The organism is Pseudoalteromonas sp. ASV78, from assembly GCF_047806705.1.
Classification (GTDB): Bacteria; Pseudomonadota; Gammaproteobacteria; order Enterobacterales; family Alteromonadaceae; genus Pseudoalteromonas; species Pseudoalteromonas prydzensis_A.
The window spans coordinates 3,585,407-3,612,065 of record NZ_JBLOPA010000001.1; the positions used below are offsets into that span (position 1 = coordinate 3,585,407).

The 26,659-nt window shown below is 43.3% G+C and carries 26 protein-coding genes; 18 read left to right on the forward strand and 8 right to left on the reverse strand.

The genetic code is table 11. The annotated features are described in order from the left end of the window. Positions 1-109: 109 nt before the first annotated feature. The 3 genes from ACMVDV_RS16330 to ACMVDV_RS16340 are packed head-to-tail and all read right to left on the reverse strand — an operon-like array spanning position 110 to position 1,173. Positions 110-370 carry a hypothetical protein gene (locus ACMVDV_RS16330; RefSeq protein ID WP_416158816.1) on the reverse strand — a complete coding sequence of 87 codons (261 nt, stop codon included), beginning with the start codon at positions 368-370 and terminating at the stop codon, positions 110-112. Then, the gene (locus ACMVDV_RS16335; protein ID WP_416158817.1) at positions 367-822 is read right to left on the reverse strand and encodes a hypothetical protein; all 456 of its coding nucleotides are present in this window, start codon (positions 820-822) and stop codon (positions 367-369) included. Before ACMVDV_RS16335 ends, ACMVDV_RS16330 begins: the two co-directional genes overlap by 4 nt. 6 nt (positions 823-828) lie before the next feature. After that, positions 829-1,173, reverse strand: coding sequence for a DUF883 domain-containing protein (locus tag ACMVDV_RS16340; RefSeq protein WP_304178693.1), 345 nt, complete (start codon positions 1,171-1,173; stop codon positions 829-831). A gap of 506 nt (positions 1,174-1,679) precedes the next feature. Between ACMVDV_RS16340 and mraZ the strand changes: the two genes are divergently transcribed. The 16 genes from mraZ (at position 1,680) to lpxC (ending at position 19,455) form a co-directional block, all read left to right on the forward strand. Further along, the gene (mraZ, locus tag ACMVDV_RS16345; RefSeq protein ID WP_304178695.1) at positions 1,680-2,138 is read left to right on the forward strand and encodes a division/cell wall cluster transcriptional repressor MraZ; all 459 of its coding nucleotides are present in this window, start codon (positions 1,680-1,682) and stop codon (positions 2,136-2,138) included. Between the two features lie 29 nt (positions 2,139-2,167). Further along, the gene (gene rsmH / locus ACMVDV_RS16350) at positions 2,168-3,106 is read left to right on the forward strand and encodes a 16S rRNA (cytosine(1402)-N(4))-methyltransferase RsmH (RefSeq protein WP_416158818.1); all 939 of its coding nucleotides are present in this window, start codon (positions 2,168-2,170) and stop codon (positions 3,104-3,106) included. Beyond that, the gene (gene ftsL / locus ACMVDV_RS16355; RefSeq protein ID WP_304178699.1) at positions 3,103-3,429 is read left to right on the forward strand and encodes a cell division protein FtsL; all 327 of its coding nucleotides are present in this window, start codon (positions 3,103-3,105) and stop codon (positions 3,427-3,429) included. Before rsmH ends, ftsL begins: the two co-directional genes overlap by 4 nt. Further along, positions 3,426-5,243, forward strand: coding sequence for a penicillin-binding transpeptidase domain-containing protein (locus tag ACMVDV_RS16360; protein WP_304178700.1), 1,818 nt, complete (start codon positions 3,426-3,428; stop codon positions 5,241-5,243). Before ftsL ends, ACMVDV_RS16360 begins: the two co-directional genes overlap by 4 nt. Next, the gene (murE, locus tag ACMVDV_RS16365; protein ID WP_416159109.1) at positions 5,236-6,732 is read left to right on the forward strand and encodes a UDP-N-acetylmuramoyl-L-alanyl-D-glutamate--2,6-diaminopimelate ligase; all 1,497 of its coding nucleotides are present in this window, start codon (positions 5,236-5,238) and stop codon (positions 6,730-6,732) included. The genes ACMVDV_RS16360 and murE overlap by 8 nt, the downstream gene beginning before the upstream one ends. Further along, a complete protein-coding gene (locus ACMVDV_RS16370; RefSeq protein WP_416158819.1) occupies positions 6,729-8,117 on the forward strand; it encodes a UDP-N-acetylmuramoyl-tripeptide--D-alanyl-D-alanine ligase in 1,389 nt (462 codons plus the stop codon). The genes murE and ACMVDV_RS16370 overlap by 4 nt, the downstream gene beginning before the upstream one ends. Then, positions 8,111-9,193 carry a phospho-N-acetylmuramoyl-pentapeptide-transferase gene (mraY, locus tag ACMVDV_RS16375; RefSeq protein ID WP_304178705.1) on the forward strand — a complete coding sequence of 361 codons (1,083 nt, stop codon included), beginning with the start codon at positions 8,111-8,113 and terminating at the stop codon, positions 9,191-9,193. Before ACMVDV_RS16370 ends, mraY begins: the two co-directional genes overlap by 7 nt. Further along, positions 9,194-10,519 (forward strand): UDP-N-acetylmuramoyl-L-alanine--D-glutamate ligase, encoded by a 1,326-nt coding sequence (gene murD, locus ACMVDV_RS16380; protein WP_416158820.1) that lies wholly within the window; start codon positions 9,194-9,196, stop codon positions 10,517-10,519. Continuing rightward, entirely contained in the window at positions 10,516-11,691 is a 1,176-nt protein-coding gene (gene ftsW / locus ACMVDV_RS16385) for a cell division protein FtsW (RefSeq protein ID WP_304178708.1), read from the forward strand. The genes murD and ftsW overlap by 4 nt, the downstream gene beginning before the upstream one ends. Then, positions 11,688-12,797, forward strand: a complete 1,110-nt coding sequence (gene murG, locus ACMVDV_RS16390; protein WP_416158821.1) for an undecaprenyldiphospho-muramoylpentapeptide beta-N-acetylglucosaminyltransferase — start codon at positions 11,688-11,690, stop codon at positions 12,795-12,797. Before ftsW ends, murG begins: the two co-directional genes overlap by 4 nt. After that, positions 12,798-14,246, forward strand: coding sequence for a UDP-N-acetylmuramate--L-alanine ligase (gene murC, locus ACMVDV_RS16395; RefSeq protein WP_304178711.1), 1,449 nt, complete (start codon positions 12,798-12,800; stop codon positions 14,244-14,246). It begins immediately after the preceding gene. Beyond that, positions 14,243-15,163, forward strand: coding sequence for a D-alanine--D-alanine ligase (locus ACMVDV_RS16400; protein WP_416158822.1), 921 nt, complete (start codon positions 14,243-14,245; stop codon positions 15,161-15,163). The genes murC and ACMVDV_RS16400 overlap by 4 nt, the downstream gene beginning before the upstream one ends. A gap of 1 nt (position 15,164) precedes the next feature. Beyond that, on the forward strand, positions 15,165-15,944 hold the full coding sequence (locus tag ACMVDV_RS16405; protein WP_416158823.1) for a cell division protein FtsQ/DivIB: 780 nt from the start codon (positions 15,165-15,167) through the stop codon (positions 15,942-15,944). Next, positions 15,941-17,173: a cell division protein FtsA gene (gene ftsA / locus ACMVDV_RS16410; protein WP_416158824.1), complete on the forward strand. Its 1,233-nt coding sequence runs from the start codon at positions 15,941-15,943 to the stop codon at positions 17,171-17,173. Before ACMVDV_RS16405 ends, ftsA begins: the two co-directional genes overlap by 4 nt. Positions 17,174-17,194: 21 nt before the next feature. Further along, positions 17,195-18,439, forward strand: coding sequence for a cell division protein FtsZ (ftsZ, locus tag ACMVDV_RS16415; protein WP_416158825.1), 1,245 nt, complete (start codon positions 17,195-17,197; stop codon positions 18,437-18,439). 104 nt (positions 18,440-18,543) lie between these two features. After that, complete coding sequence (gene lpxC / locus ACMVDV_RS16420) at positions 18,544-19,455, forward strand: UDP-3-O-acyl-N-acetylglucosamine deacetylase (protein ID WP_016709470.1); 912 nt, start codon at positions 18,544-18,546, stop codon at positions 19,453-19,455. A gap of 86 nt (positions 19,456-19,541) precedes the next feature. Here the strand turns inward: lpxC and yjjG are convergent, their stop codons facing one another. The 3 genes from yjjG to ACMVDV_RS16435 all read right to left on the reverse strand — a co-directional run bounded on the left by yjjG (position 19,542) and on the right by ACMVDV_RS16435 (position 21,728). Then, a complete protein-coding gene (gene yjjG / locus ACMVDV_RS16425; RefSeq protein WP_416158826.1) occupies positions 19,542-20,216 on the reverse strand; it encodes a pyrimidine 5'-nucleotidase in 675 nt (224 codons plus the stop codon). Continuing rightward, positions 20,216-20,761: an inosine/xanthosine triphosphatase gene (yjjX, locus tag ACMVDV_RS16430; RefSeq protein ID WP_304179902.1), complete on the reverse strand. Its 546-nt coding sequence runs from the start codon at positions 20,759-20,761 to the stop codon at positions 20,216-20,218. The genes yjjG and yjjX overlap by 1 nt, the downstream gene beginning before the upstream one ends. A gap of 67 nt (positions 20,762-20,828) precedes the next feature. After that, positions 20,829-21,728, reverse strand: coding sequence for a phosphoribulokinase (locus ACMVDV_RS16435; RefSeq protein ID WP_304179905.1), 900 nt, complete (start codon positions 21,726-21,728; stop codon positions 20,829-20,831). Between the two features lie 150 nt (positions 21,729-21,878). Between ACMVDV_RS16435 and ACMVDV_RS16440 the strand changes: the two genes are divergently transcribed. Both ACMVDV_RS16440 and ACMVDV_RS16445 read left to right on the forward strand, forming a co-directional pair. Continuing rightward, positions 21,879-22,748, forward strand: a complete 870-nt coding sequence (locus tag ACMVDV_RS16440; protein ID WP_416158827.1) for a hypothetical protein — start codon at positions 21,879-21,881, stop codon at positions 22,746-22,748. A gap of 71 nt (positions 22,749-22,819) precedes the next feature. Then, positions 22,820-23,185, forward strand: coding sequence for a hypothetical protein (locus tag ACMVDV_RS16445; protein WP_416158828.1), 366 nt, complete (start codon positions 22,820-22,822; stop codon positions 23,183-23,185). A gap of 82 nt (positions 23,186-23,267) precedes the next feature. On the opposite strand, the gene ACMVDV_RS16450 is transcribed toward ACMVDV_RS16445, so the two are convergent. Then, complete coding sequence (locus ACMVDV_RS16450; RefSeq protein ID WP_416158829.1) at positions 23,268-25,838, reverse strand: M1 family metallopeptidase; 2,571 nt, start codon at positions 25,836-25,838, stop codon at positions 23,268-23,270. Between the two features lie 127 nt (positions 25,839-25,965). Beyond that, on the reverse strand, positions 25,966-26,646 hold the full coding sequence (locus tag ACMVDV_RS16455; protein ID WP_416158830.1) for a hypothetical protein: 681 nt from the start codon (positions 26,644-26,646) through the stop codon (positions 25,966-25,968). Positions 26,647-26,659 lie beyond the last annotated feature (13 nt).

Below are 26,659 nucleotides of genomic sequence, written 5' to 3' on the forward strand. Positions count from 1 at the left end.
ATAAATTTAAAATTAACCATATATAATATAAGGTTAATTTATTTTATCTAATAAAGAACGAAATAATTGCCCAGCAAAGGACGCTTGTGCTGAGCAAACCTATATAGCTTTATAGCAAACGTAATAACCAGCTAAATTGACTTAACTTTATTTTACTGGATGAGTTTTGCTTATTACCATTTAGCGCTTGATAGCCTGCGCCTGCCGTAAAGGCACTGGCAATTCCTACCTTCGATACTGCAAAGCGTTTTAGTCGGTAATTAAAAGCCTGATGGTGTTGGTGTTTTAAGGCATTGATGCTATTGATTTTTTGACTTAAGTGGCTTACTTTACGGTTTGGTTTCTGAATAAAATAATCAATTAGCATCATTCACTCCTATTAATATTGAGTAATTGTTTAATGCTGTGCGCGGTTTTATCAAAGCCAATTTTACTACTGATATAACCAATGTTTTTCCACAGCCAGAATAAACAGATCAACTGCAAGCTAATTAAACATAAGGCACTGAACCATATTGATTGACTAAAAGCAAAAATCGCAAAGCCAAGCGTGGCAAGCAAGCCTGCCCATAAAAGTACCAAGCCGCCAGCAAAGCTTACTAACAAAATTATTGTCAGTGCTAACGAGCGGGTTGATAGTCGCCATTCAGCACTGGCTAATTCTTTGCAAATACCGGCTTGTTGACGATAGTCTTGATAAAGCTGTTCACCATATTGAGCTAGTTTAGCGAGGTGATCTTGCCACTGATCTGCACTTTGCGGTGCAGGATCAGCGGCCTGATGCTGGTGTTGTTTATCTTTAAGATCAGTATTTTGTTGCATAGCTAGCTACTTGCTACGACGTAGCAACGCAGTAACCAGCATACCAGCAGCAAATGCTATACCTGCTGTTGCAAGCGGGTTTTCTGATGCTAACTGGCGTGTTCTACCACTGTATTCAGTTAATTTCTCACGCGCTATTTTTTGCTTTTCAGAGAGTGTTTCCGCTGAGCTGGTAGCACCATGGCGAATGCCTTGCTCTGCTGTTGCCGCTTTCGAAGAGAGCGCGTCAACGGCCAAGTGCGCCGCTGAAGTTGCTTTATCAGTTAATGGCGATTCAGTGTGAGCAGCGATGTCATCAACTTTTTTACTGGTTTTTGCAGCTGAATTAGAACTCGATGTTGAAGTAGTCATAGTAATCGTTCCTTAAATATTAAAACTAAAATTGTGTAATACTTGCTGCAGCCTTCGTACCACTTCTATGGCTCTATTTACTTCCTTATAAATCAATGTCTTACTTTTGCTTTCTAAATGCTGTTGTTTGAAATAACAGCGTTTTAAGTAACTATTGCAAAAAGATCGCGTAAATTTTACATGATCTATTCAGTAGCAATTCGCTACTAATATTTTGTAACTGTTCATTGATTATTCATTAATCATTTAAGTCTGTTTATTTTGTTTTATCTCAGAATAAAATATTTTTTTTGTAGTTATCCACTTTTTCCCACGTAATTCAGTAGCTTTGCGCTAGGCCTTATTTTTTCTGGCTTTCACAGTTAATTATAGGATCTTAGCGACTTGACAAAAGCGCTTGTCAAGCCCTAAACTGGAGGACTGTGGTAAAAAGTGGTTTTTAGTGGATCAAATTGGATCAAATTAATCCAAACGGATTAATTATCAACTTTTAGAATAGGCTTTTTATGTTCCGTGGTGCGAGTTCGCTCAGTTTGGATGACAAAGGACGCTTTGCGGTACCGACTAAGTACCGAGATTCCTTGTTGTCTGAAGATCAGGGCACGGTGATCTGTACCGTTGCACTGAACGAGCCTTGTTTGTGGTTGTATCCACTCGCGCAATGGCAAGACATAGAAGATCGTCTCGCTAGAATTTCCAATATGAATCCACGCGCTCGACGCATGCAAAGAATGTTGTTGGGTAACGCAACTGAGTACCAATTAGATAAAAATGGCCGAATTTTGCTGGCACCGTCGCTACGGGCTCATGCAGATTTAGGCAAAAAAATCATGTTGGTTGGTTTGATGAATAAATTTGAGATCTGGGATGAAGAGCGTTGGCATGAGCAAATGCGTCAAGACACCGAAATAGAACGACTCGGTGAGTTTGAATCGACCCCAGACTTAGATAATTTTTCACTCTGATCACACAATAAAAAGGCAAATAATAGCTAATGACAGCGCAATTTGAACACATTTCCGTACTAATGGACGAAACCATCGATGCGCTAGCAATTAAGCCTGACGGCATTTACATGGATGGTACATTTGGCCGTGGCGGACATTCTGGGCAAATTTTGGCGCGCCTTGGTGAACATGGTCGATTACAAGCGATTGATCAAGATCCACAAGCGATCAAGTCTGCCGAAAAGTTTGCCGATGATAGTCGTTTTGCCATTGCTCATACGCGCTTTTCCAATCTATACGAAGTGGCAGAGCAAAACGATCTGTTAGGAAAAGTAGATGGTATTTTATTAGATATCGGTGTGTCATCCCCGCAATTAGATGATGCTGAACGTGGTTTTAGTTTTATGAAAGACGGCCCACTTGATATGCGCATGGATCCAACCAGTGGTCGTAGCGCTGCACAGTGGTTAGCTGAAGCCGAGCTTGAAGACATTGTTCACGTGATCAAAACTTACGGTGAAGAAAAATTTGGTCGTCGTATTGCTCATAAGGTATTAGAAGTTCGCGCCCACACTCCGATCACAACAACTAAGCAACTTGCTGATTTAGTTGATGAAGCTGTGCCTGTAAAGGATAAGTTTAAGCATCCTGCGACGCGTACTTTCCAAGCTATCCGTATTTATATCAACAGTGAATTGGAAGAAATCCAAACCGCATTACACGCTGCATTGGCGGTTTTAAAGCCCGGTGGCCGTTTAGTGGTGATTTCGTTTCACTCACTTGAAGATCGTATTGTTAAACAGTTTATTAAAAAACAGAGTAAGGGAGCGGCATTACCCAGAGGTCTGCCTTTAACTGATGCACAAATAAATCAAAATCTGACGTTAAAAGCAGTGGGTAAAGCTACTAAGCCAAGTCAAGCTGAAATTGAGCGTAATCCACGTTCACGTAGCTCAGTACTTAGGGTGGCGCAGAGATTGGGATGAAGCCAAAAGCGAATCATCGACAACCCAATTTATTTGTAGAAATACTCAAAGGCCTAGGAGCAAATAAGCTAACCTCGGCCTTGTTGGTTGTGATATTTGCGTCAAGTTTAAGTGTGGTGCAGGTTACCCACTTTGCTCGTCAAGAGCTGATTGAGCAAGATCAGTTGCTCCAACAGCGAGATGAGCTGGATTTAGAGTGGCGTTATTTACTCGTTGAAGAAGAATTTTATTCGCAGCATGCGCGCATTGAAGAAATTGCCACCATGCAACTTGAGATGAAACGGCCTACCAGCCAAGATGAACAGGTGATAGTACTGCCATGAGAAGCAGAGGAAAAAAACCAGTCAATAGTTTGATCACATGGCGTTTTATGCTGGTGTGCTCTGTGGTGCTGTTGGTTTTTGTAACTTTGGTTTCACGTGCCGCCTATTTACAAGTTATCGAGCCTGATAAAGCACGCTCAGAAAGTAACAAACGTACCGTGCGAGTTGAAAAACTGCATGTGCAACGTGGGATGATTTTTGACCGCCATGGCAAAGAGCTTGCTGTGAGTGTACCTGTGGTAAGCGTGTATGCCGATCCTAAAGCATTGCATAAGTCACTGCGTACTAAAGTGCTTAGGCAAGCACGCAAAAACGGCGAAGACGATAAAGCGTTAGCTGAAAATACAGCACTCCTTGAACAACGCATTAGCGAATATTATAAAAATGACTTACGTTGGCGCGAACTTGCCGATGTATTACGTATCGAGCCGAAAAAAATAAATGGCCGTTTGCGTGATGATGCCAGCCGCCGTTTTGTGTATTTAAAGCGTCAAGTAACCCCAGCCGTTGCCAATTACATTGGTGATTTACGCCTGCCTGGTATTCATTTATTAGATGAATCAAAACGCTATTATCCTGCTGGTGAAGTAACTGCACATGTGCTTGGCTTTACCAACATTGATGGGAAAGGGATTGAAGGCATAGAAAAGCTGTACGAAAACGCATTAACCGGTGTAGAAGGGCGTCGTACCATTCGTAAAGATGCGCAAGGCCGTGAAGTTGAAGTACTTGATGAGCGTGAACGCATTGAGCCTGAAAATATCCAACTAAGTATCGACCAACGAATTCAAGCAATCGCTTATAAAGCCGTTAAATCAGCGGTACTTACCTATAAAGCAACCTCTGGCTCTGCGATGGTAGTGGATGTAAAAACCGGTGAAGTGTTAGCGATGGTTAACAGCCCATCTTTTAATCCAAATAATTTAAACGATGCTGCGCCGCATAAGCGCCGTAACCGCGCAATCACTGATTTGTTCGAACCAGGCTCAACCGTTAAGCCTCTAGCCATTTTAGCTGGCTTAGACTACGGCTCAATTCAGCCTGACGATAAAGTTGATACTTATCCAGGTTGGATGCGATTAGGCGGTAGTTTAGTACAAGATACGCGTAACCACGGTGAAATGACGCTGCGAGAGATTTTAAAGTACTCAAGTAATATGGGGGTGACAAAAATTAGTCAAACAGTACCGAAGGATTACTTTGTTGGTTTATTCCAAAAAGTTGGTTTTGGTTCAGATACAGGCACCGGTATGGTAGGGGAAAGCAGCGGTTTGTTTTATCCCAATCGACGTTGGTCTGATCATGAAATTGCAGCATTGTCATTTGGTTACAATATAGCGGTGAGTACAGCACAAATGGCGCGCTTTTACGCCATGCTAGGTGCTGGTGGTGTGAACCGACCACTGACCGTATTAAAACAAGATGCTATTCCCGAAGGTGAGCGAATATTTCAACAACAAGACGTTGAAGCCGTTGTACATATGATGGAAAGCGTATTTGAAGAAGGCGGTACTGCCAATCGTATTAAAGTCGATGGTTATCGCGCAGCAGGTAAAACAGGCACCTCTAAAAAAGCGGCAGTAGGCGGTTATGGTGACGAATATGTTGGTTATTTTGCAGGTTTAGCGCCCGCCAGTAACCCACGTTTAGCTGTGGTGGTAATGATCAATGAGCCCGGTGGAGATGTATATTATGGCGGTGCAACAGCAGGCCCTGCATTTGCAGAAATTATCTCTAACGCTTTAAGAATATTAAACGTGGCACCCGATAAAGGCTCGGTTGCCTACGTGAAGGGCATAGATGATGATGCGTGATTTAAAAATAATTTTACAAAAAATAGAAGTGGCAGCTTCAAGCTTGTTAGTAAAGCATTTGCGTTTAGATAGTCGCGATGTCACCCCTGGAGACGTGTTTGTGGCTATTAAGGGTCATCAGTTAGATGGCGGACACTTTATCCAGCAAGCTATTAATAATGGTGCAGTGGCAGTGATTGCCGACCGTTTATGTGAGTTTGAAGCTGATTTTGACCCTCTGTATTTAATTACTGACTTAGATAAAAAGTTACCCGCATTAGCGAGTCATTTTTATCAGCAACCGAGTAAGCATTTAGATGTGATAGGTGTTACCGGCACGAATGGTAAGTCAACCACCACCGCAATGATTGCTCATTTAGCGACGTTTTGTGACACCCCGTCGGCCATCGTTGGCACCTTAGGGTATGGGCAGCCAGATAATTTAACAGAATTAATTAATACCACACCGTCGTGTGTTGAGCTGCAAAGAATATTAGCGCAATTGGCAGAGCAAAATAATAACTTAGTGGCGATGGAAGTATCATCCCACGGGCTTGTGCAACAGCGTGTTGCCAATACGCATTTTAAAGCTGCGGTGTTTACTAATTTATCGCGGGATCATTTAGATTACCACGGTGATATGGCCAGTTATGCTGACGCTAAACTAATGTTAATGCGTGATTTTGACGCGCAGCTGGTGGTACTAAATCAGGACGATCATCAAGTTCAGCAATGGCTAGAGCAATACGATTTTAATAACTTAGTTTGTTATGGTCGAAAAACACTAGTCCCTAAAGATGCGGGGTTTGTTTATTTTACCGATGTTAATTATCATAAAACCGGTATATCGGCACAGTTAACGACAAGTTGGGGTGATATTGCCATCACTTGTCCGTTGTTTGGTGAATTTAATTTATATAATTTAGCTGCCGCAATGGCCACTTTGCTGGGCATGGGCTATCCGCTTGATAAACTAGCAGCCGGCTGTGCAAGCTTGCAACCTGTTGCGGGTCGTATGCAGGCTTTTAGTGCGCCAAACAAACCAACCTGTATTGTTGATTATGCCCATACACCGGATGCCTTAGCATTAGCACTGCAAGCATTACAACAGCATGTGCCAGGCGGCGTAAGTTGTGTATTTGGTTGTGGTGGTGACCGTGATAAAGGCAAGCGTCCTATGATGGCAAAAGCGGCTGAGCAATATGCAGATCAGCTAATTGTCACCAGTGATAATCCGCGCAGTGAAGATCCGTGGCAGATCATCCAAGATGTTACCGCTGGTTTAAGTCAACCAGGACGTGCTCACTTAGAGGTCGATCGTGCCGCCGCTATTGCATTTGCTATTGATAATGCAAACGCCCAAGACGTTGTTTTAATTGCAGGTAAAGGCCATGAAGATTATCAAATCATCGGCACACAACGGATTGATTTTTGCGACCGAAAGTTTGTGCAGCAGCACTTGCAAAAGCTAGATCGACAAGAACAAGCAATAAGAGGATCGCAGTTATGATCTCTATGGATTTTGCTTGGCTGGCGAATGTGCTAGCAACCGATTATCAAGGCGATAATCAAACAGTCAAAAATATCAACACCGACACTCGCACAGTCTGTGAGGGTGAGGTGTTTTTAGCGCTACAAGGCCCTAATTTTGATGGTCATCAATTTTTACAACAAGCGAAAGACAAAGGCGCGATAGCTGCCATCGTGAGTCATAAAGTTGCTGTTGATATACCACAGTTTTTAGTAACTGATACGCGTATTGCGTTAGGCGAAATTGGCGCTGCGGTAATGGCAGCTGTCGCCCCGCAAACCATCGCGATCACCGGTAGTGTGGGTAAAACCACCGTAAAAGAAATGTGCGCCGCAATTTTAGCCGCTCATGGCGATGTACTTGCAACCAATGGCAACTTTAATAACGATATTGGCGTGCCATTGACTTTGTTACGCCTTGAGCCACAGCACAAATATGCAGTTATTGAACTCGGTGCGAATCACCTCGGTGAGATTGCCTATACCGCGGCCATGACCAAACCTGATGTGGCTGTGGTATGTAATGTTGCAGCAGCGCATATTGAAGGCTTTGGTTCGCTTGAAGGCGTGGCAACCGCTAAAAGTGAAATCTACGATGGTTTAAAAGAGCACGGTACTGCGGTTGTTAACTGTGACAGTGAATTTAGTGGTGGTTGGCTTAGCAAGCTTGCAGGACGTAAAGTCAAATGCTTGTCAAGTACCGCACAACTGGATATTTGGGCTGAAGATATCAGCTTAGATGCACAAGCGCATGCTTCTTTCTTCTTTTGTACTGCGCAACAACGGGTGCCAGTAACACTAGCACTACCAGGGCGTCATAATGTCACCAATGCACTGATTGCAGCGGCACTTACCAGTGAGTTTGGCGTGTCGCTTGAAGCGATAGCTAAAGCACTTGCAACCATGGCTGAAGTGAAAGGGCGAGTAAATATTATTCAAGTCAACGATATGCTAACTGTGATTGACGACACCTATAATGCCAACGTGCAATCAGTCAAAGCGGCTATTGATTTACTTAGCGATATATCAGGGCAACGTATTTTAGCGTTAGGCGATATGGCTGAGCTTGGTGAAGATGCACACATTTATCATCAGCAAGTCGGTGAATACGCTAAACAGCAAGGTGTCGATGAACTGTACAGCCTAGGCACATTAAGCAAATACGCCAGTGATAAATTTGCGAAACCTAACCTGCACTTTGCAAACCGAGAAGAGTTACTGCAACAATTACAATTAAAACTCAGTGAACAATCACAAAAAACCACTATCGTCGTGAAGGGATCACGCAGTTCTCGCATGGAATTATTAGTACAAGATTTAGTTAACAGCCAGCAAATTGGCCGCAATGGAGTATCTCAATGTTAGTTTGGCTGGCAGAATATCTAACTCAATATTACAGTGCCTTTAATGTATTTTCGTACCTAACGGTGCGCGCAGTATTTGGCATTTTAACGGCATTATTAATTTCTTTATATTTTGGCCCCAAATTGATCCGCGCGTTGCAAAGAATGCAAATTGGCCAAGTGGTTCGTAACGATGGACCGGAATCTCATTTATCGAAAAAAGGCACCCCAACCATGGGGGGCTTATTAATTTTAGCGTCTATTTTTACCAGCACTTTGCTGTGGGCTGATTTAGCTAATAAATATGTGTGGGCTACCTTGTTTGTGATTGGCTCATTGGGAATTGTTGGCTTTGTTGATGACTACCGTAAGGTGATCCGTAAAGATCCTAAAGGACTTATCGCAAAGTGGAAGTATTTTTGGCAATCAGTGATCGCGCTAGTGGTGGCATGTGCATTATTTTTTACCGCTAACCATGCTAATGAAACTTCGCTAGTTGTACCATTTTTTAAAGATGTGTTACCGCAATTAGGCTTGTTCTACATAGTAATGACTTACTTTGTGATTGTGGGTACATCAAATGCAGTTAACTTAACTGATGGCCTTGATGGTTTAGCCATCGTGCCGACTATTTTGGTGGCTGTGGCACTGGCTATTATTGCTTACCTAACAGGTAACGTGAATTTCTCTGCTTATTTGCATATTCCACATTTACCGTTGGCTAGCGAACTCGTTGTGGTATGCACTGCCATTGTTGGTGCTGGTTTAGGCTTTTTATGGTTTAACACTTATCCAGCGCAAGTATTTATGGGCGATGTAGGCTCACTGGCACTAGGTGGTGCGCTGGGGATCATTGCGGTATTGGTGCGCCAAGAATTGATACTAATTATCATGGGCGGCGTGTTTGTAATGGAAGCGCTATCGGTGATTTTACAAGTTGGCTCTTATAAATTACGCGGCCAACGGATTTTTAGAATGGCGCCGATCCATCATCACTATGAATTAAAAGGTTGGCCAGAGCCTCGTGTGATTGTGCGGTTTTGGATTATTTCTATTGTGCTAGTACTTGCTGGCCTCGTGACATTAAAGATCAGGTAAATGACGTATTTAAACGAGATAAAAAATAAACAAGTGACAGTGCTCGGACTCGGTGTAACCGGTCTGGGCATTGTGCGTTTTTTATTATCTCAAGGTTTAACACCGAAGGTAGTTGATAGCCGCCAATCGCCACCAGGTTGTGATTGGTTACAACAACATGCGCCAAATTTAACTACTCATTTTGGCGATTTGGCGACAGCAAAGCTTGATAGTGTTGATATGATCATCATCAGCCCTGGTTTAAGTTTGACCCTGCCTGCAGTTGCACAAGCAATGCAAGCGGGCGTGGAAGTAATTGGTGATATTGAGTTATTTGCCCGCTTAACAGATAAACCTGTAGTTGCTGTCACTGGCTCTAACGGTAAATCAACCGTGGTGACGTTAGCCTATCAAGTACTAAAAAGCGCCGGTTATAAAGTGGGCCTAGGTGGTAATATTGGCACTGCGGCACTGGACTTATTAAGCGATGATTTTGATGTTTATGTATTAGAGCTGTCAAGCTTTCAGCTTGATACCACACGTAGCTTAAAACCGATCAGCGCTACAGTATTGAATGTCTCAGAAGATCATTTAGATCGGTATGTCAGCTATCAGGCTTACATAGAGTCAAAGCAAACGATTTATGCTAATGCGGCGCTGGCGGTGGTCAATAGCAATGATGCGGCAACGCATACCCAAGTAATGCCACAGTTGAGCTTTGGTATAGAGAATGGTGATTATAGTTTAATAACACACCAAGGTGCTGAGTACTTTAGTTATCAAAGTACAGCGCTGTTACCAGTGAGCAGCTTAGCTGTGGTAGGTCGTCACAATCAGCTCAATGCATTGGCGGTTATGGCCTTACTAAGCCCGTTTAATATTACTCCAGCGCAATTTGCGCAGGCGTTTGGCCAATTTACTGGTTTGCCTCATCGCTGTCAGTTTGTTGCCGAGCAAGCGGGCGTTAAATATTTTAATGATTCTAAAGCCACCAATGTGGGGGCGACTATCGCGGCGATAGCAAGCTTGGCAGATCAAGCTAAACAACTGGTTGTTATTGCTGGAGGAGACGCCAAGGGGGCGGATCTTGATAGTTTAAAGCCGTACTTGCAGCAACAAGTTAAAGCGCTTATTTGTTTTGGTAAAGATGCCAAAACACTGGTTGCGTTGACTGAAAAAGGTCACTTAACCAATAACATGGAACAAGCCGTTGCGCTTGCCAAGCAACTTGCCACCGCGGGGGATATTGTCTTACTTGCTCCCGCTTGTGCCAGCATCGATATGTATAACAATTACATGCAACGTGGCGATCACTTTAGCCAATGTGTGTTAGCGGAGGCAATATGATTGCGTTTGCTGATATTCGTGACACTTTGACTCCTAAGCCGTCGGCACAGTTATACGATGTCCCCTTGCTGTATTGTGTGGTCATGCTAATTGGTTTGGGATTTGTGATGGTGACCAGTGCCTCGATGCCAACTGCAGATCGTCTGTTTGATAATCCGTATCACATTATTATCCGCCACAGTATGTTTTTGGCGATGGGCTTTGTGCTGTTTTGGCTCACCTGCTGTGTGCCTATGACCTGGTGGAAGCGCTCCAACCCTTATTTATTACTGCTTGGCATGGTGCTGCTGATTCTTGTGCTTATTGTTGGCCGTGAAGTGAACGGTGCCAAACGTTGGATCCCAGTAGGTCCGGTGGGTTTTCAAGTTGCCGAAGCGGCTAAATTATATTTCTTCAGTTATATCGCCGGTTATTTGGTACGTAAACGTGAAGAAGTACAAGAAAACATTAAAGGTTTCGCCAAGCCAATTGCGGTATTTGCAGTGTACGCGGCATTAATTTTATTGCAGCCCGATTTAGGCACTGTGGTGGTGATGTTTGTAACCACCGTGGGGTTATTATTCTTAGCTGGTGCGAAATTGTGGCAGTTTTTTGTATTGATCTTAACGGGCGTTGGTCTGGTGGTTTTATTGATCATTATTGAACCGTATCGGATGGCGCGAGTGGTGGGCTTTTTAGAACCATGGGATGACCCATTTGGTAAAGGCTATCAGCTAGTACAATCGTTAATGGCCTACAGTCAAGGTGGCTGGTTTGGCCAAGGCCTAGGTAACAGCGTGCAAAAATTACAGTATTTACCAGAAGCCCATAATGACTTTATTTTTGCGGTTATAGGTGAAGAGCTAGGCTTTATCGGTATTGTCAGTATTTTAATGGTGTTTGGTACGTTTGTATTTAGAGCCTTATTAATTGGCCAGCAAGCATTAAAGTGCGGCAAAGAATATGAAGGCTATTTTGCATTCGCAATTGGTATTTGGTTTGCGTTTCAAACCATGGTGAATGTGGGCGCAAGTGCCGGTATTTTACCAACCAAAGGCCTAACGCTACCGTTTGTGTCTTATGGTGGCTCTAGCTTACTTATCATGACCATAGCGGCAGCTATTTTATTGCGGGTGGATTTTGAAACCAAAATGGCCACGAAACAAGCAACATCTCGCGGAGGTAAGCGATGAGCAAAAAATTAGTCGTTGTTGCTGGTGGCACGGGGGGGCATATTTTCCCTGGTATTGCAGTGGCGGATCATTTAAAGCAGCAAGGTTGGCAAGTGAGTTGGATTGGCACGGCCGATCGAATGGAAGCCCAAGTGGTACCTAAGCATGGTATTGATATTGATTTTATCAATGTCAAAGGGGTACGCGGTAATGGCCTGGTACGGTTAGTGAAAGCACCGTTTATGGTTTTAAATGCGATTTTACAAGCGCGTAAAGTATTGAAAAAACAACGCCCTGATGTTGTCCTTGCGATGGGGGGGTATGTCACAGGGCCAACCGGTATAGCTGCAAAAAGCTTAGGTATTCCACTGGTGATCCATGAGCAAAATGCGGTTGCAGGTATGAGTAATAAATACCTCGCTAAGTTTGCGAATAAGGTATTAGCAGCATTCCCACACGCATTTGCTGCGGGTTGCAGTGACGTTGTTGGTAACCCAGTGCGTGCCAGTGTTGCAAATGTGGCAACCCGTGCAGCATCAACTCCGGTGAATATACTAGTGGTTGGTGGGTCGTTGGGCGCACAAGTATTAAATCAAACATTGCCAGCTGCATTTAAGCAGCTTAATGATGATTTTCAACTTAATGTTTGGCATCAAACAGGGAAAGGGCAGCTTGGCTCGGTAACACTTGCATACCAACAACAAGGTTTTAGTGTTGAACAAGCGAAAGTGGCAGAGTTTATTGATGATATGGATACCGCATACAGTTGGGCTGATATTGTGGTTTGCCGTGCTGGTGCTTTAACTGTCAGTGAAATTGCCGCAGCGGGGAAGATGGCGGTGTTTGTGCCGTATCCTCACGCTGTGGACGATCATCAAACCGCCAATGCAAAATTTTTAGTCGATGGCAAAGCGGCATTATTAATGCCGCAGGGGCAATTTAACGAACAGAGTATTGTTGAACTATTACGCCCGTATTTAGCCAAACCAGCATTAATTAGTGAACTTGCCAGTAATGCAAAACAGTTGGCGACACTTGAGGCTACCGCTAATGTCGCATGGCATTGTATGGATGCGGCCGGTGTTGCTCTGTCTGCGCAGCAAGTTACAGAAAAAAGAGATTATTAAGTGAAAGAAACGTCAACAGAGAAAAGTACTCGTCCGGCAATGCGCCGTATTAACACCATTCATTTTATTGGTATTGGTGGTGCAGGGATGGGTGGCATTGCCGAAGTGCTGGCTTTTGAAGGATACCGTATTACCGGTTCTGATATTGCCCACAGTGCGATGACCGAACGTTTGATCCAAGCTGGCGCGGAAGTGTTTATTGGTCATCATCAAAGTAATGTAAAAGATGCCAGTGTTGTGGTGGTATCGAGTGCGATTGATGAGACGAATCCAGAAATAATTGCAGCTAAAGCTGCGCGCATCCCTGTAGTACGGCGCGCAGAAATGTTGGCAGAGTTAATGCGTTTTCGCCACGGTATTGCCATTGCAGGCACCCATGGCAAAACCACAACAACCAGTTTAATTGCCAGTATTTATGCCCAAGCAGGGCTTGATCCAACCTTTATTATTGGTGGCTTACTTAATAGCGCTGGCAGTAATGCCAAGGTGGGTAAAAGTGATTTTTTAATCGCCGAAGCTGATGAGAGTGACGCGTCATTCTTACATTTACAACCTATGGTATCGGTGATCACCAATATTGAAGAAGATCACATGGATACCTACGGCGGTAGCTTAGAAAAAATGAAAGACACGTATGTGGACTTCATTCATAACCTACCGTTTTATGGCCTAGCTGTGGTGTGTATTGACTCAGAAGTGGCGGCTGAACTTATCCCACGCTTTGGCCGACCGGTGATCACTTACGGTGAAACGAGCGACGCCGATTACCGCATGACTGACTTTCGCCAAACAGCAAATACCAGTCAGTTTAAAGTGCGTAACAAGCAAGGCGATGAGCTAACTGTGCATTTAAATATGCCGGGTAAACATAATGCATTAAATGCCACCGCAGCGATTGCTGTGGCGAAAGATCAACAAATTGCCGACCATGCAATTTTAGCAGCACTGCAAAAATTTGAAGGTATCGGCCGTCGTTTTCAGCATTATGGCGACTTTGAAAACGAGCGTGGCAAAGTGATGTTAGTGGATGATTATGGTCACCATCCTTCAGAAGTGGCAGCGACAATAGCGGCAATTCGCCAAGGTTGGCCTGATAAACGCTTAGTGATGATTTATCAGCCGCATCGTTTTACCCGTACTCGCGATTTATATGAAGACTTTGTAAAAGTACTTGCCGATGTTGACCAGCTATTACTACTGGATGTGTACAGTGCTGGTGAAGAGCCAATAGTTGGCGCTGACAGTAAGAGCTTATGCCGCAGTTTACGTCAACGCGGTAAAGAGCCATTGCATGTTGCCAGCAGCTCAGAGCTGGCTGGGGTTTTAGCAGATACATTACAAGATAATGATTTAGTTATAACCCAAGGCGCTGGTAATATTGGTCAATTAGTAAAAACACTCGCGGCGACATCGCTATCGATTGAGAAACTTAAGCAGGTAAAGGTATGACGCAATTAAACACACAATTTGGCAAAGTGGCGGTGTTGCTTGGCGGTAACTCAGCAGAGCGCGAAGTATCACTAAAATCAGGCCAAGCCGTATTGCACGCATTACAAAATACAGGTGTTGATGCCATCGCGTTTGATCCAAAAGAACAGCCATTATGGCAATTGAAAGAACTCGGTATTGAGCGGGTTTTTATTGCCTTGCATGGCCGTGGTGGTGAAGACGGAACCATTCAAGGTGCGCTTGAATTTATGGGTTTACCGTATACCGGCAGTAACGTATTAGGCTCAGCTTTGGCGATGGATAAAATTCGCTGTAAGCATTTATTTAAATCAGCCGATTTGAGTACGGCACCGTATGCGGTTGTTGATAACAAACATGGTTTTGATGCTACAGCGATAATGAATGAGCTGAAAAAAGTGATGGTTAAACCGTCACATGAAGGCTCAAGCATCGGTATGGCGCAAGCTAATAATGCACAAGAGCTCGATGCTGCGTTAGCCGCGGCATTTAAATTTGATAGCCAAGTTTTAGTAGAGCAATGGATAACTGGCCGTGAATTTACCGTGGCTATTTTAGGCGACGATGTACAACCAGTCATTGAAATGACCACCCCGAATGGTTTTTATGATTACCAAGCTAAGTATCAATCAAATACCACGCAATACCATTGCCCTGCTGATTTATCAGCAACTGATACGCAAAAGTTGCAAACAATGGCATTACAAGCATTTGCTTTAGTGGGGGCAAGCGGTTGGGGACGGGTTGATGCAATGCAAGATGCTGATGGCAACTTTTACTTACTAGAAGTGAATACCGTACCCGGCATGACCGAAAAATCATTAGTGCCAATGGCAGCGAAAGCAAATGGTGCAAGCTTTGAACAATTAGTTGTTCGCATTTTGGGGCAAACGCTTTAATATGCATCCCTTTTTGGAAAAAGCGCAACAATTAAAACAGCAGCTAAATTGGTCGCTGATTTTTGGGGTGGGCTTTTTTCTAGTTGTGGTTTTTAGCTTAGTGCAGATCACCAGTGGCGTTAGGCAGTGGTTGGTGGAAAATAAAGACGCACAAATAAAGCATTTAGCGGTATTGGGGAAACCGCAATATACCGATGAAAAAGCAATTATAGGTGCGATCAAAAAAGCTGACTTATCGAGTTTTTTTGCTTTAGATGTAAAAAAAATACAGTATCTAGTGCAGGATTTGCCATGGGTTGCAACTGCATCAGTGCGTAAACAGTGGCCAGATACATTGCAAGTGTATGTGGTTGAGCACCACGCGGTGGCTATTTGGAACAGTGATTTATTGCTTAACCAAAGCGGTGAAGTATTTGAAGCCAGTAGTGACAAGCTCACTGAGCAATTGCCACAACTCTATGGCCCAGAGGGCAGCGAGTTTGAAGCATGGGTTGCCTTTAAGCAGCTTGATGGCATGCTTAGAGTGAACAATTTAAAGTTAACCAGCTTGGCGTTGTCAGAACGGTTTTCATGGCAATTATGGCTTGATAACGGTATTCGCCTTAAATTAGGGCGTAAAGAGAAAGCTAAACGGGTACAACGATTTATAGATGTTTACCCGCGGATGGAAAAACGTGCAGATGCACAAGTAGATGTAGTGGATTTACGGTATGATACCGGCCTTGCGGTGAGCTGGAAGCTCCTGGAAGAAGCGCAATTACAAAATAAGAGTAAGGCATGACTAAGTCAGCAGAAAGAAACCTCGTGATTGGATTAGACGTTGGCACCTCAAAAGTGGTGGCCACGGTTGGTGAAATCACCGCAGATAACAAACTCAGCATTGTTGGGGTTGGCAGCCAAGTATCCCATGGTATGGATAAAGGCGGCGTAAACGACCTTAATTTGGTGTCTGAGTCTATTCGTCGCGCAATCGATGAAGCAGAGCTTATGGCCGATTGTCGTATTAGCTCCGTGTATTTGGGGATTTCGGGTAAGCATATTCAATGTCAAAACGAAAGTGGTGTGGTGGCAATCAATAACACCGAAGTCACCGACGAGGACATTGAGAATGTAATTCATATTGCTCGTTCAGTACCGGTATCAGCTGAGCGTAAAATGCTGCATGCGTTACCGCAAGAATACAGTATTGATATGCAAGAAGGGATTAAAAACCCACGTGGTATGAGTGGCGTACGAATGGAAGCCCGTGCTCATATCATTACTTGCTCAAACGATATGGCAAAAAACATTGAAAAATGTGTAGAGCGCTGTGGTCTTGAGGTTGATCAACTGATTTTCACTGCGCTTGCTTCGTGCTATTCGGTATTAACCGAGGATGAAAAAGAACTCGGTGTTGCGGTACTCGATATCGGCGGCGGCACTATGGATATCACCATTTATATTAATGGTGCGCTGCGTCACTCAGCAGTTATTCCTGTTGCGGGCAATCAAGTGACGGGCGATATTGCAAAAATATTTCGTACACCGATATCACATGCTGAATCACTCAAGGTACAATACGCGTGTGCAAGTAGCCAAATGGCCAGCAGCGAAGAAACGATAGAAGTACCTAGTGTTGGCGGACGACCAGCGCGACTAATGTCGCGTCATACCTTATCAGAGGTGGTTGAGCCACGTTTTAGAGAATTATTTGAACTGGCGATGGAAGAAATTCATCGCTCAGGGTTAGCAGACCAAATTGCAGCAGGACTCGTCATTACTGGCGGTAGTGCTAAAATGGCTGGCGCGATGGAAGTGGCTGAAGACATTTTCCAGATGCCAGTGAGAATAGGCAAACCAATCGGGATGGTTGGTTTGACAGATTATGTAGATGACCCTTCATATGCAACGGCGGTGGGCTTATTGCAGTATGGCCGCACAATGCAATCGATGAATGCACAAAAATCGAAACCTGAAGGCGATAACAATTGGTGGAACCGTATTACGAAGTGGTTCCAAGGCGAGTTTTAAGACTCAAGTCGGAGAGTAAACATGTTTGATATGATGGAACAACACAGCGAAGAAGCTGTTATAAAAGTAATCGGCGTGGGCGGCGGCGGCGGTAACGCAGTCGAGCACATGGTTAAGCAACAAATTGAAGGTGTGCGTTTTATTGCCGCCAATACGGATGCACAAGCATTACGTAATTCGTCGGCAGATATTACCGTACAGCTAGGTACGCAGATCACCTCTGGCTTAGGTGCTGGGGCAAACCCTGAAGTTGGTCGTAAATCAGCGGAAGAAGATGCTGACACGATCCGTGCCAGCCTAGAAGGTGCTGACATGGTCTTTATCGCCGCTGGTATGGGTGGTGGTACAGGTACTGGGGCTGCACCTGTTGTTGCAAAAATAGCAAAAGAGTTAGGCATTCTAACTGTAGCTGTAGTAACACGTCCGTTTGATTTTGAAGGTAAAAAGCGAGCAGCAGCGGCTGAACAAGGCATTAACGAATTGTCAGAAATTGTTGACTCACTTATTACAATTCCTAACAATAAATTGCTTAAAGTATTAGGCAAAGGGACTACACTATTAGATGCGTTCGCTAAAGCGAATGATGTGCTATTTGGTGCGGTACAAGGTATTGCGGAATTGATCACTCGTTCTGGTCTGATCAACGTGGATTTCGCCGACGTACGTACTGTAATGTCAGCAATGGGTACTGCAATGATGGGCACAGCATCAGCGTCTGGTCCTGATCGTGCACAAGAAGCGGCAGAAGCGGCTATCTCAAGCCCATTACTTGAAGACGTTGATTTAACCGGCGCTAAAGGTATCTTAGTTAATATCACCGCCGGTATGGATATTGCGATTGAAGAATTTGAAATTGTTGGTAACCACGTTAAAGCATTAGCATCAGAAAACGCGACTGTAGTTGTGGGTGCGGTGATTGACCCTGAAATGACTGATGAATTACGTGTAACGGTTGTTGCTACTGGTTTAGGTGGCGATCGTCGTCCGCAATTTGGCATTGTTGATAACGGCTTTAAAAAAGCATCGGGTTCTGATGTAAGCGGTTCTGCAGGTCAAGCAAGCAGCATGTATGTGCCAAGTTTTGCCAGCCAAGGTAGCAGTGAAGAAGTAACCGCGGCACCAAGTGTTGAAAAACATGAGTCAAGCATCACAACGCAAAGTAATAGTGGTTTATCAAAAACCAGTGAAAGCAGTAAAAAGTCTGATAAATCAGAAGGTGGCGATTATTTCGACATCCCTGCGTTTTTAAGAAAACAGGCTGATTAAGCAAATAAATAAAATTATTTTGCTTAAAAAGCAATCGAATTTGGCAGCTGGTCGTATATGTGATACAATCGGTAGTCTAACTGTAACTATAAGTGAGCGAAGCTATGATTAAACAGCGTACGATTGCAGAAATAGTCAAAGCCATAGGAATTGGACTTCATAAAGGTGAGAAGGTCACAATAACTCTCCGACCTGCGAGCGCAAATACTGGGATTGTATTTCGTCGTGTCGACCTTGATCCGGTTGTTGATTTTGAAACAACGCCTGAAGCCGTTGGTGATACGCAATTGTGTACCTGTTTAACTAACAAAGATGGCGTTCGCTTATCTACGACTGAGCACCTTATTGCGGCGGTAGCGGCAATGGGTATTGATAATCTGATCGTTGAATTAGATAGCTCAGAAGTGCCAATTATGGATGGTAGTGCATTACCATTTATCTATTTGTTACAAAAAGGCGGCATTGCAGAGCAAAATGCGGCGAAGCGCTTTATTCGTATTAAAGAAAAAGTACGTATTGAAGAAGGCGATAAATGGGCCGAGATCGAACCCTATGATGGTTTCCATATCGACTTTGAAATTGCTTTTGACCACCCGGCAATTAATGAAAGCCGTCAGCGTATTGGTTTAGATATCACGGCACAAAGCTTCACTGAAGAAATTAGCCGCGCACGTACTTTCGGTTTTATGAAAGACATTGAATATATGCATGCGAACAACCTAGCTTTAGGTGGCAGCATGGATAACGCAGTGGTATTGGATGAGTTTAAAGTACTTAATCCTAACGGTTTGCGTTACAGCGATGAGTTTGTTAAGCATAAGATTCTAGACTGTGTTGGTGACATGTTTATGACAGGTCATAACATTTTAGGCAAAATTACTGCCTATAAGTCGGGTCATGACTTAAACAACAAGTTACTTCGTAAAATTATGGCAACTGAGTCTGCATGGGAATGGGCTACATTTGATACCCCAGTTACAATGCCAGCACCGGGCCTAGAGGTAGCTACAGCTTAATCGCAACCGCTTATAACAGTTATAAAAAATGACGCTAGCTAGCGTCATTTTTTTTGCTTATTAGTTTCTGATTCAGTTTAACCTTTCTACAATTCTAACAGCTGTTGTAACTGTACCAGCTCAGTCACTTGGTAGGTTGGTGTAATGCCAGCAGGTAACTCTACGTTAGGGTGTTGTAGCCAACAGCTATCAATCCCTGCATTTTGCGCACCGAGTATATCGCTGCTGGCAGTATCGCCGACCATTAAAATTTGCGCCTTGTCAGGGTTACCCATCAAATCAAACGTATGCTGAAAAATTTCCAGTGCAGGCTTTGCGATACCTACTTGCTCTGAGATGACCAGCCAATCAAACATATCTTTTAACCCCGTGTGCGCTAAGCGACGAGCTTGTAACTGCGTAAAGCCATTAGTAATGATACCAAGCTTAGCGTGAGGTTTAAGTTTAGTGAGTAGCTCTACAGCGCCTGGTAAGGGTTGGCAGATCTCGGCCATTGCTGTTAAAAAATCATCATTGAGTTTTTGAGCGGGCACGTCTAGTTTGGCTGCCCACTCACTAAAGCGTGCTATTTGTAAATGCGATGCTGTTATTTTATTGTCTTGATAGGCAAGCCACAGTGATTTATTGGTTACTTGGTAATGCTGGTAATCACTGTCTGTAAAGTCCACTGCGTAATTGGAGAACATTCTTTTTAAGCCTGCGAAGGCGTTGAAGCTGAATAAGGTTTCATCGGCGTCAAATAATACATGAGTATACTTCATTAAACTTCCTTAGCATAAAGTGCAGGGTGCAAAAAAGGCGCCATTGCAAGTGTGAGTGCTTGGGTGTAGGTACTTTCGCGGGTAGCATGATGATTGGTTAATAAGCCTATTGCTCCGCCTTGCTGTTTGATGTTGCTGGTATTAAATGCACTATCCATCACATCACCAAGCTCTTTACCTTGTAATAACGCGTTATACAGACTTGGTGGTAAAGGCAGGTTACTGCTGCGACCAATTGCGCGCTGGTGGTTGTTGGCAATCACCACAAATGCAAAGGTTGCAGGGCCATAACTAAACTGCTCAGCACCGCCCTCCATTGCTACGTAAAAATCTGCTTGGTGATGCTGTTGACAATGTAACACGCGATTTTCTGCGCCAATACGGGTTTCATCTTCACCGATTGGTTGATCAGGTACTTGTGAAGGGGCATCAACCCCTTGGCAATCAATTGTCATAGCAGGGTAATAGAGAGAGAAAATGCTGCGGGCAGCATTTATTTTTACCGGATTTTTGGAACCGACGAGAATGCGTAATGTCTCGGTCATGCTGACATCTCCTTTTATGATGAAGTCAGCAGTTTACATAAGCTATGTATTTCAGCAAGGGGATTTCTTAAATAGGTAAATCAACAGGAGCTAATTCGGCAAGCGCGCGCTTTTTAAGGATAATATCTTTGATTAGAGGCGTTAATACTAACTCCATGGCGAGTCCCATTTTTCCGCCTGGTACCACTAAAGTATTGATGCGCGACATAAAGCTGCCTTCAATCATACGGAGGTAATACGGAAAATCGACGTCATCTATGCCACGAAAACGAATAACCACAAAGCTCTCGTCAAGGGATGGAATATCTTTTGCGCTAAATGGGTTAGAGGTATCAACAGTTGGTACACGTTGAAAGTTTATATGCGTGCGTGAGAACTGTGGCGTAATGTGATTAATGTAATCATCCATACTACGGACAATTGAGCCCATCACTGCTTCACGAGAGTGACCGCGTTCAGAGGTGTCGCGGATTAGTTTTTGGATCCACTCAAGGTTAATAATTGGCACCATGCCAATCAGTAAGTCGACATGTTTTGCTACATCATGATTTTCATCGACAACGCCGCCATGCAGTCCTTCGTAGAATAAAATATCAGTACTTGCTTCTAATTCTTGCCACGGCGTAAAGGTACCGGGTAATTGATTGTATGGTACGGCTTCATCAAAAGTATGCAAATAACGACGTAATTTACCTGCGCCGGTATCGCCATAAGTGCTAAATAAGCTTTCAAGCGCGCCAAAGTCATTCGCTTCACGACCAAAGTAACTTATGTGCTTACCTTCTTGTTGTGCTTCGCGAACTTTTTTATCCATCTCAGGGCGAGTATAGCGATGAAAGCTGTCGCCTTCTATAAATGCGGCCTCAATATTAAGACTACGAAATATATGTTTAATAGCACTTGTCGTGGTGGTAGTACCCGCACCAGATGAACCAGTGATCGCAATAATAGGATGTTTAGCTGACATAATTGTTCTCGTTTTAAGTAGCTCTGTAGTTATAAGGTGTAGTAAGGGGGTAGGTCAAGTGACATATTGGTAACAGATTTGGGTATAACCATGAAATAGCGCTATTATATGCCAGATAAATATGCCCGATAAAAATAATTAGAGAATGATATGAAATTGATTTCACCATGGTTAAGCTTAGTTGTCACCCTTGTTACTATCCCTCATACGGCTTTGGCTGCAATGCCAAAGAGCGAAATTTTGCTTGCCAAACTTAACACGGAATATGGCTTACAAGTAAGTCGTATAACTAATAATGATGTTTATAATAACCAACCGTTACTTACTCAAAGTGGTATTTATTTTACTAAAGAAGTGCAAACCGATGGGCAAAGCCAAACCGATCTGGCTTTTTATGATTTTAGCAATCAGCAAGTCGTTAATTTAACCAATACAGCTGTCAGTGAATATTCTCCTACTTTAACACCTAATGGCGAGGCTCTTTCAGCAATCGTGGTCGAGGCTGACGGTAAGCAGAAGTTATGGCAGTACCCGTTTGCTCATAACGTAACACCAAGTCGTATTTTTGAGTGGATAGAACCGGTTGGCTATCATGCTTGGGGGGCCAAAGACGATATGGTGATGTTTATTTTAGGCGAACCGCATACCTTACAATATACTCAGGTTGCTGCAGCGAAGCCGAAAGTGGTTGCTGAGCATATTGGCCGTACGTTGACATATAATCATGCATTAGCTGCCTATACATTTAGTTATAACAAAGCACAACAGCACTGGTTAGCCAGTTATGATCCGCAAGAGAATACCGTTACTGATTTGTTTCGTTTACCGCAGCATGTACAAGATTACGCATTTAAAGATACTAATACGGTTATTTATGCTGTAGATAATCGTGTTTACCAACGTCAGCTAACTAATCCTGAACAAGTTTCGCTGTGGCTTGATTTAACGCCTTACTGCGATAGTAATATTACCCGTATGAGCTATTTAAACGAACAGCTCGCTTTTGTATGTGCTATATAAGATAAGACTTTTCAAGCTTTTAGCTGTACTGTTGGGTACAGCTAAAAGCCTAATGAGAAACAAGGATAACCATGTCAGCTAGTCCAGAGCAAATCAACGAGCAACTAATAGCATTAGAGTGCCGTAGCAATTTTAAAATTAAAAATATCACTGAATATATGTTACCTAAATCAAAAGAAGCTATTTATCTGCATATAGAAGGGGGTCAAGCTAAGTTAGTACTTCGCCCTGCGCTGGAGGTTTTTAGTGATGATTTTAATAAAATTGAGGGTGTTAGCCGTATAGCTGGTTTTTTTCATAGTAGTGAAATGACCCGCTTTCCAACCCGTATATTTAAAAGTATTAACCCAATTCATTATGGTATCGGCTTTAAAATGACCAGTGTTGAAGGCGCTAAAGACTTTATCACTTCACTCATCAAAATAATTAACGGCTAGCTTGAGCTTATTGATAGTAAAGCTAAGCAATAGATATAAAAACGGCAAGCCACTGGCTTGCCGTTTTAGTTTGTAGTAAAAGTTAACGTTTTAAGAAACTATTAACTGACGCTAATTCACGTTCTTTAAGTGCAATACAATTTTTTACGCTTTCTTCAAGTTTGCTTAAGGTGCGTGCATAACCTGGCTCATCAGCAATTTTGCTCATAAAGAAGCTCTGTGTTTTTGCTAAGCTGCTAGCGCTACAAGCTGAAGTGGTAAAGTAAGGCAGATTAGGCACAAAGAATGGTGGCAAATTGGCCTCTACTTTATCGTAATTTTCATATACCCAATTGATAAATAAGCTTTCACGAGGTTTGCTATACATCTGACCTGACATAATAGTACGCATATCAGATGCCGTAACATCGTCAGTTAAGCTATAATTTAATACCTTAGTTTGTAGCTCAGGTGTGCCAAAGTAACTCATCGCAGCGAGCATTTTTGTGCGCACTTGCGGATCTTTGGTGGTTTTAAAGGTATTTATATAGGCATCGAGTAGGTTTTTATCACCATGAAATGCCGCTAAGTTTAAGTAGGTTGATGCGAGGTATGGATCAACTTTTTCAGGATTGTTTAAGTAAACACGGGCTTGTGCTTTGGCGGTGTTTATAACGCTTTTGTCTTCACCATCAAACCCTAAACGTGCCACTACTTGCGTACGTAATTGCGAGATTGCCGCATCTTCATCCACTTTTGCAGTTAAACCATATTGTTTTGCTGCAGGCATGATGCTATTACGAATAAATTCAGGCCACAGCTCTTGGTTGCTTTCATCTTCAAAAGTACGTTTTTGTGCGGCTAAATAACCCAACGCAGTGTTAGCAACGCGTGGGTGTTTGTCGCTTACAAAAACTTCAAGTGTTTGCATTAAATGGGCAGCTGAAATAACACCTGCATCCAATAATGCATCAGCGGCAGAGAGTAACGCTAAACGTTCACGTACGGTGAGTGACTCGGCGGCATTATCAATCAATGCAGCAAATTGTTGCTCATCCATCACCCAGCGGTAATAACCTAAAGCGCCTTGATCTGGATAAATCCACTCAGGTTCAAATTCAAGTTCAATAGTTTGATTGGCTTTAGTTAGTAATACATTAGCCGTTTTAACTTTGTTACCCGCGCCGTATTTTATTGCCACCGGTACATTCCAAAGTTGTGCTGGAGCATCAACACCCGCGTTAGTAAAGCGGCTTTGATTAATAGTAAGTGTGTTACTTTGCTGAGTGACTTTTACTAGCGGGAATGAAGACTGTTCGATGAACGATTTTAAAACCCCAGCCACATCTTTGTTTGATGCTTTACCGAGTGCCTGCCATAAGTCGGCAGCTTCAGCATTTTTATAAGAGAACTCTTTTAAATACGCACGAATACCTTGTTGGAAAGCGTCTTCGCCAATCCAGTTTTCAACCATCGCAAGTACAGAACTGCCTTTACTGTAGGCAAGCCCTAAGCCATCCATAATATCGGCTTCGGTTTTGATTGGTTTACGAATTGGCTTTGTGCTTAAACGAGCATCTAACGCCATCACGTTATTTTGCGGCAGGTCTAAATGTGATTCAAATTCAGGATTAAGCTGAGCTGTGATTTTAGCCGCCATCCAGCTTGCAAACGCTTCATTTAGCCATAAGTCATTCCACCATTTCATGGTGACTAAGTTACCGTACCACTGGTGAGCAAGTTCGTGAGCAATAATCGACACATTGCGTTGTTTTTTACTGCGCGTAGCGGTGGCTAAATCAAGCAATAAAATATCTTCGCGATAAGTTACTAAGCCGGCATTTTCCATTGCGCCAAATGGAAACTCAGGTACGGCGACTGAATCTAGCTTTTTATATACGTAGGGAATACCAAAATAATCTTCAAGGGCAGCCAATACTTTTGGCATTGCTTGCTCGGCATATGCGCCTAAATGAATTTTACCCTGTGGGGTGATCACACGCCCTGGAATAGGCATACCTTTGACTTCACGCTCTTCAAACGGGCCCACGGCCATCGCCACTAAATACGAGGGAATAGGCGGTGTTTTATCAAAATAGTGGGTGGTCATCTCGCCATTTTCAGTGGTTTTTAGTTCAGGGGTATTGGCATACACTTTTTGCGAACTAGGTGCTGTAATTGTTAGTTGAAATGGAATTTTATAGCTTGGCTCATCGAATACCGGGAAGGCACGGCGGGCATCGCTCATTTCAAACTGAGTAAATAAATACGGCACACCTTGATCTAAGGTTTTATATAAGCCAACACTTTGGCGGTTATAAGGCGCGGTAAAATCGATTTTGAGGGTGTATTTTCCAGGTTGAATTTGTTCATCACAACTGAACTTAACTTTGCCAGTTTTCAGCATTTCAGTGCTTAAATCACAGTTTTCATTCCCCAGTAGTTTTGCCATTTGTGCTGCATAATCAACACCGTTAAGCTCGATATAGTGAGTTGGTTTTAGCACTTCGAGGGCTATTTCGGTCATACCTGAGAAAGTATCTTGAGCGGGATCGAGGGTTAAAGATACGTGTTGTGAGCTTGGTTTGGCGAGTTTTTCGAGAACAAACTCATTGGCATGGACTGAACTGACGGCAACCGCCACACTCAGAGTCAGTAGGCTTTTAATAAACATAGGGCACCTGGATTTTTTTTGTTAGAAGTTATGTACCAAAGCCTCAAAAAATAGTGCTTTGGCAGCGTCTTTTCCATCCTATCAGTTTTTTATCTATGAGTAATGAGCAAGTTAGTAACAAAGTTTGTCAAACTGCGTGACGTTGCACAAAACGCTGCCAGTGTAGCTGTGGGTTAACCACCCGAAGCTGTTGGGTAATGTGGTTTAGCTGTGTTACATCGGTAAACTCGTGCTGCTCGTATTCATTAAAGCCAAGCAAATAATTAAAGGCATCTTTATTATTTGCTTGCATGGCGTAAATGCGAATTTGCTGCTCAAAGTTGAGCCGTAAGCTACTGACCGCCGTTTTCATACCAAGTTGATCGATACTGGGGATATCACACTTTTGTAAGTACCCGGCACGTTCTCCTTCACCAGAGAACCAAATGCGCACTTTTTCACTGTAACGACCTGATTTTGCCGGTAAGTCAAATAATAGACGAGTGTGATTTTGTTGTTTAACTAAGGCGATATAGTCATTAAAACCGGCATCAAACAGGGCTTGATGAATCGGCACGATACGGGCCTTTATTTTACCGTGAGTATGAAAGTGAAAGCAAAATATCTGTTGGCGTTCGACAATGTCAGCCAGTTGCAAATGACCAATTTCGTCACTGTAGGCACCGCTGTAGTAAGCGATTAATGGTAGCCAAAAGTGCCAATGTTTTGCCTGTTCACGAGGGAGACGTTGATCACCATATATATAGCCATGGTAAAGCGTATGTAATTCCATAGCGGAAAAAGGGCGGCGACCAAGATGGGATTTCAACGTTATACTCTGA

Excerpts from the sequence above, each read along its gene's own strand:
- mraY (WP_304178705.1), top strand. The coding sequence starts at position 8,111 with ATGTTAGTTTGGCTGGCAGAATATCTAACTCAATATTACAGTGCCTTT.
- ftsZ (WP_416158825.1), top strand. The coding sequence starts at position 17,195 with ATGTTTGATATGATGGAACAACACAGCGAAGAAGCTGTTATAAAAGTA.
- lpxC (WP_016709470.1), top strand. The coding sequence starts at position 18,544 with ATGATTAAACAGCGTACGATTGCAGAAATAGTCAAAGCCATAGGAATT.
- murE (WP_416159109.1), top strand. The coding sequence starts at position 5,236 with ATGCGTGATTTAAAAATAATTTTACAAAAAATAGAAGTGGCAGCTTCA.
- ACMVDV_RS16405 (WP_416158823.1), top strand. The coding sequence starts at position 15,165 with ATGCATCCCTTTTTGGAAAAAGCGCAACAATTAAAACAGCAGCTAAAT.
- ACMVDV_RS16440 (WP_416158827.1), top strand. The coding sequence starts at position 21,879 with ATGAAATTGATTTCACCATGGTTAAGCTTAGTTGTCACCCTTGTTACT.
- ftsW (WP_304178708.1), top strand. The coding sequence starts at position 10,516 with ATGATTGCGTTTGCTGATATTCGTGACACTTTGACTCCTAAGCCGTCG.
- ACMVDV_RS16330 (WP_416158816.1), bottom strand. The coding sequence starts at position 370 with ATGATGCTAATTGATTATTTTATTCAGAAACCAAACCGTAAAGTAAGC.
- mraZ (WP_304178695.1), top strand. The coding sequence starts at position 1,680 with ATGTTCCGTGGTGCGAGTTCGCTCAGTTTGGATGACAAAGGACGCTTT.
- ACMVDV_RS16335 (WP_416158817.1), bottom strand. The coding sequence starts at position 822 with ATGCAACAAAATACTGATCTTAAAGATAAACAACACCAGCATCAGGCC.
- murG (WP_416158821.1), top strand. The coding sequence starts at position 11,688 with ATGAGCAAAAAATTAGTCGTTGTTGCTGGTGGCACGGGGGGGCATATT.
- ACMVDV_RS16445 (WP_416158828.1), top strand. The coding sequence starts at position 22,820 with ATGTCAGCTAGTCCAGAGCAAATCAACGAGCAACTAATAGCATTAGAG.
- rsmH (WP_416158818.1), top strand. The coding sequence starts at position 2,168 with ATGACAGCGCAATTTGAACACATTTCCGTACTAATGGACGAAACCATC.
- ACMVDV_RS16340 (WP_304178693.1), bottom strand. The coding sequence starts at position 1,173 with ATGACTACTTCAACATCGAGTTCTAATTCAGCTGCAAAAACCAGTAAA.
- ACMVDV_RS16360 (WP_304178700.1), top strand. The coding sequence starts at position 3,426 with ATGAGAAGCAGAGGAAAAAAACCAGTCAATAGTTTGATCACATGGCGT.
- ftsA (WP_416158824.1), top strand. The coding sequence starts at position 15,941 with ATGACTAAGTCAGCAGAAAGAAACCTCGTGATTGGATTAGACGTTGGC.
- murD (WP_416158820.1), top strand. The coding sequence starts at position 9,194 with ATGACGTATTTAAACGAGATAAAAAATAAACAAGTGACAGTGCTCGGA.
- yjjG (WP_416158826.1), bottom strand. The coding sequence starts at position 20,216 with ATGAAGTATACTCATGTATTATTTGACGCCGATGAAACCTTATTCAGC.
- ACMVDV_RS16450 (WP_416158829.1), bottom strand. The coding sequence starts at position 25,838 with ATGTTTATTAAAAGCCTACTGACTCTGAGTGTGGCGGTTGCCGTCAGT.
- ACMVDV_RS16435 (WP_304179905.1), bottom strand. The coding sequence starts at position 21,728 with ATGTCAGCTAAACATCCTATTATTGCGATCACTGGTTCATCTGGTGCG.
- yjjX (WP_304179902.1), bottom strand. The coding sequence starts at position 20,761 with ATGACCGAGACATTACGCATTCTCGTCGGTTCCAAAAATCCGGTAAAA.
- ftsL (WP_304178699.1), top strand. The coding sequence starts at position 3,103 with ATGAAGCCAAAAGCGAATCATCGACAACCCAATTTATTTGTAGAAATA.
- ACMVDV_RS16400 (WP_416158822.1), top strand. The coding sequence starts at position 14,243 with ATGACGCAATTAAACACACAATTTGGCAAAGTGGCGGTGTTGCTTGGC.
- ACMVDV_RS16370 (WP_416158819.1), top strand. The coding sequence starts at position 6,729 with ATGATCTCTATGGATTTTGCTTGGCTGGCGAATGTGCTAGCAACCGAT.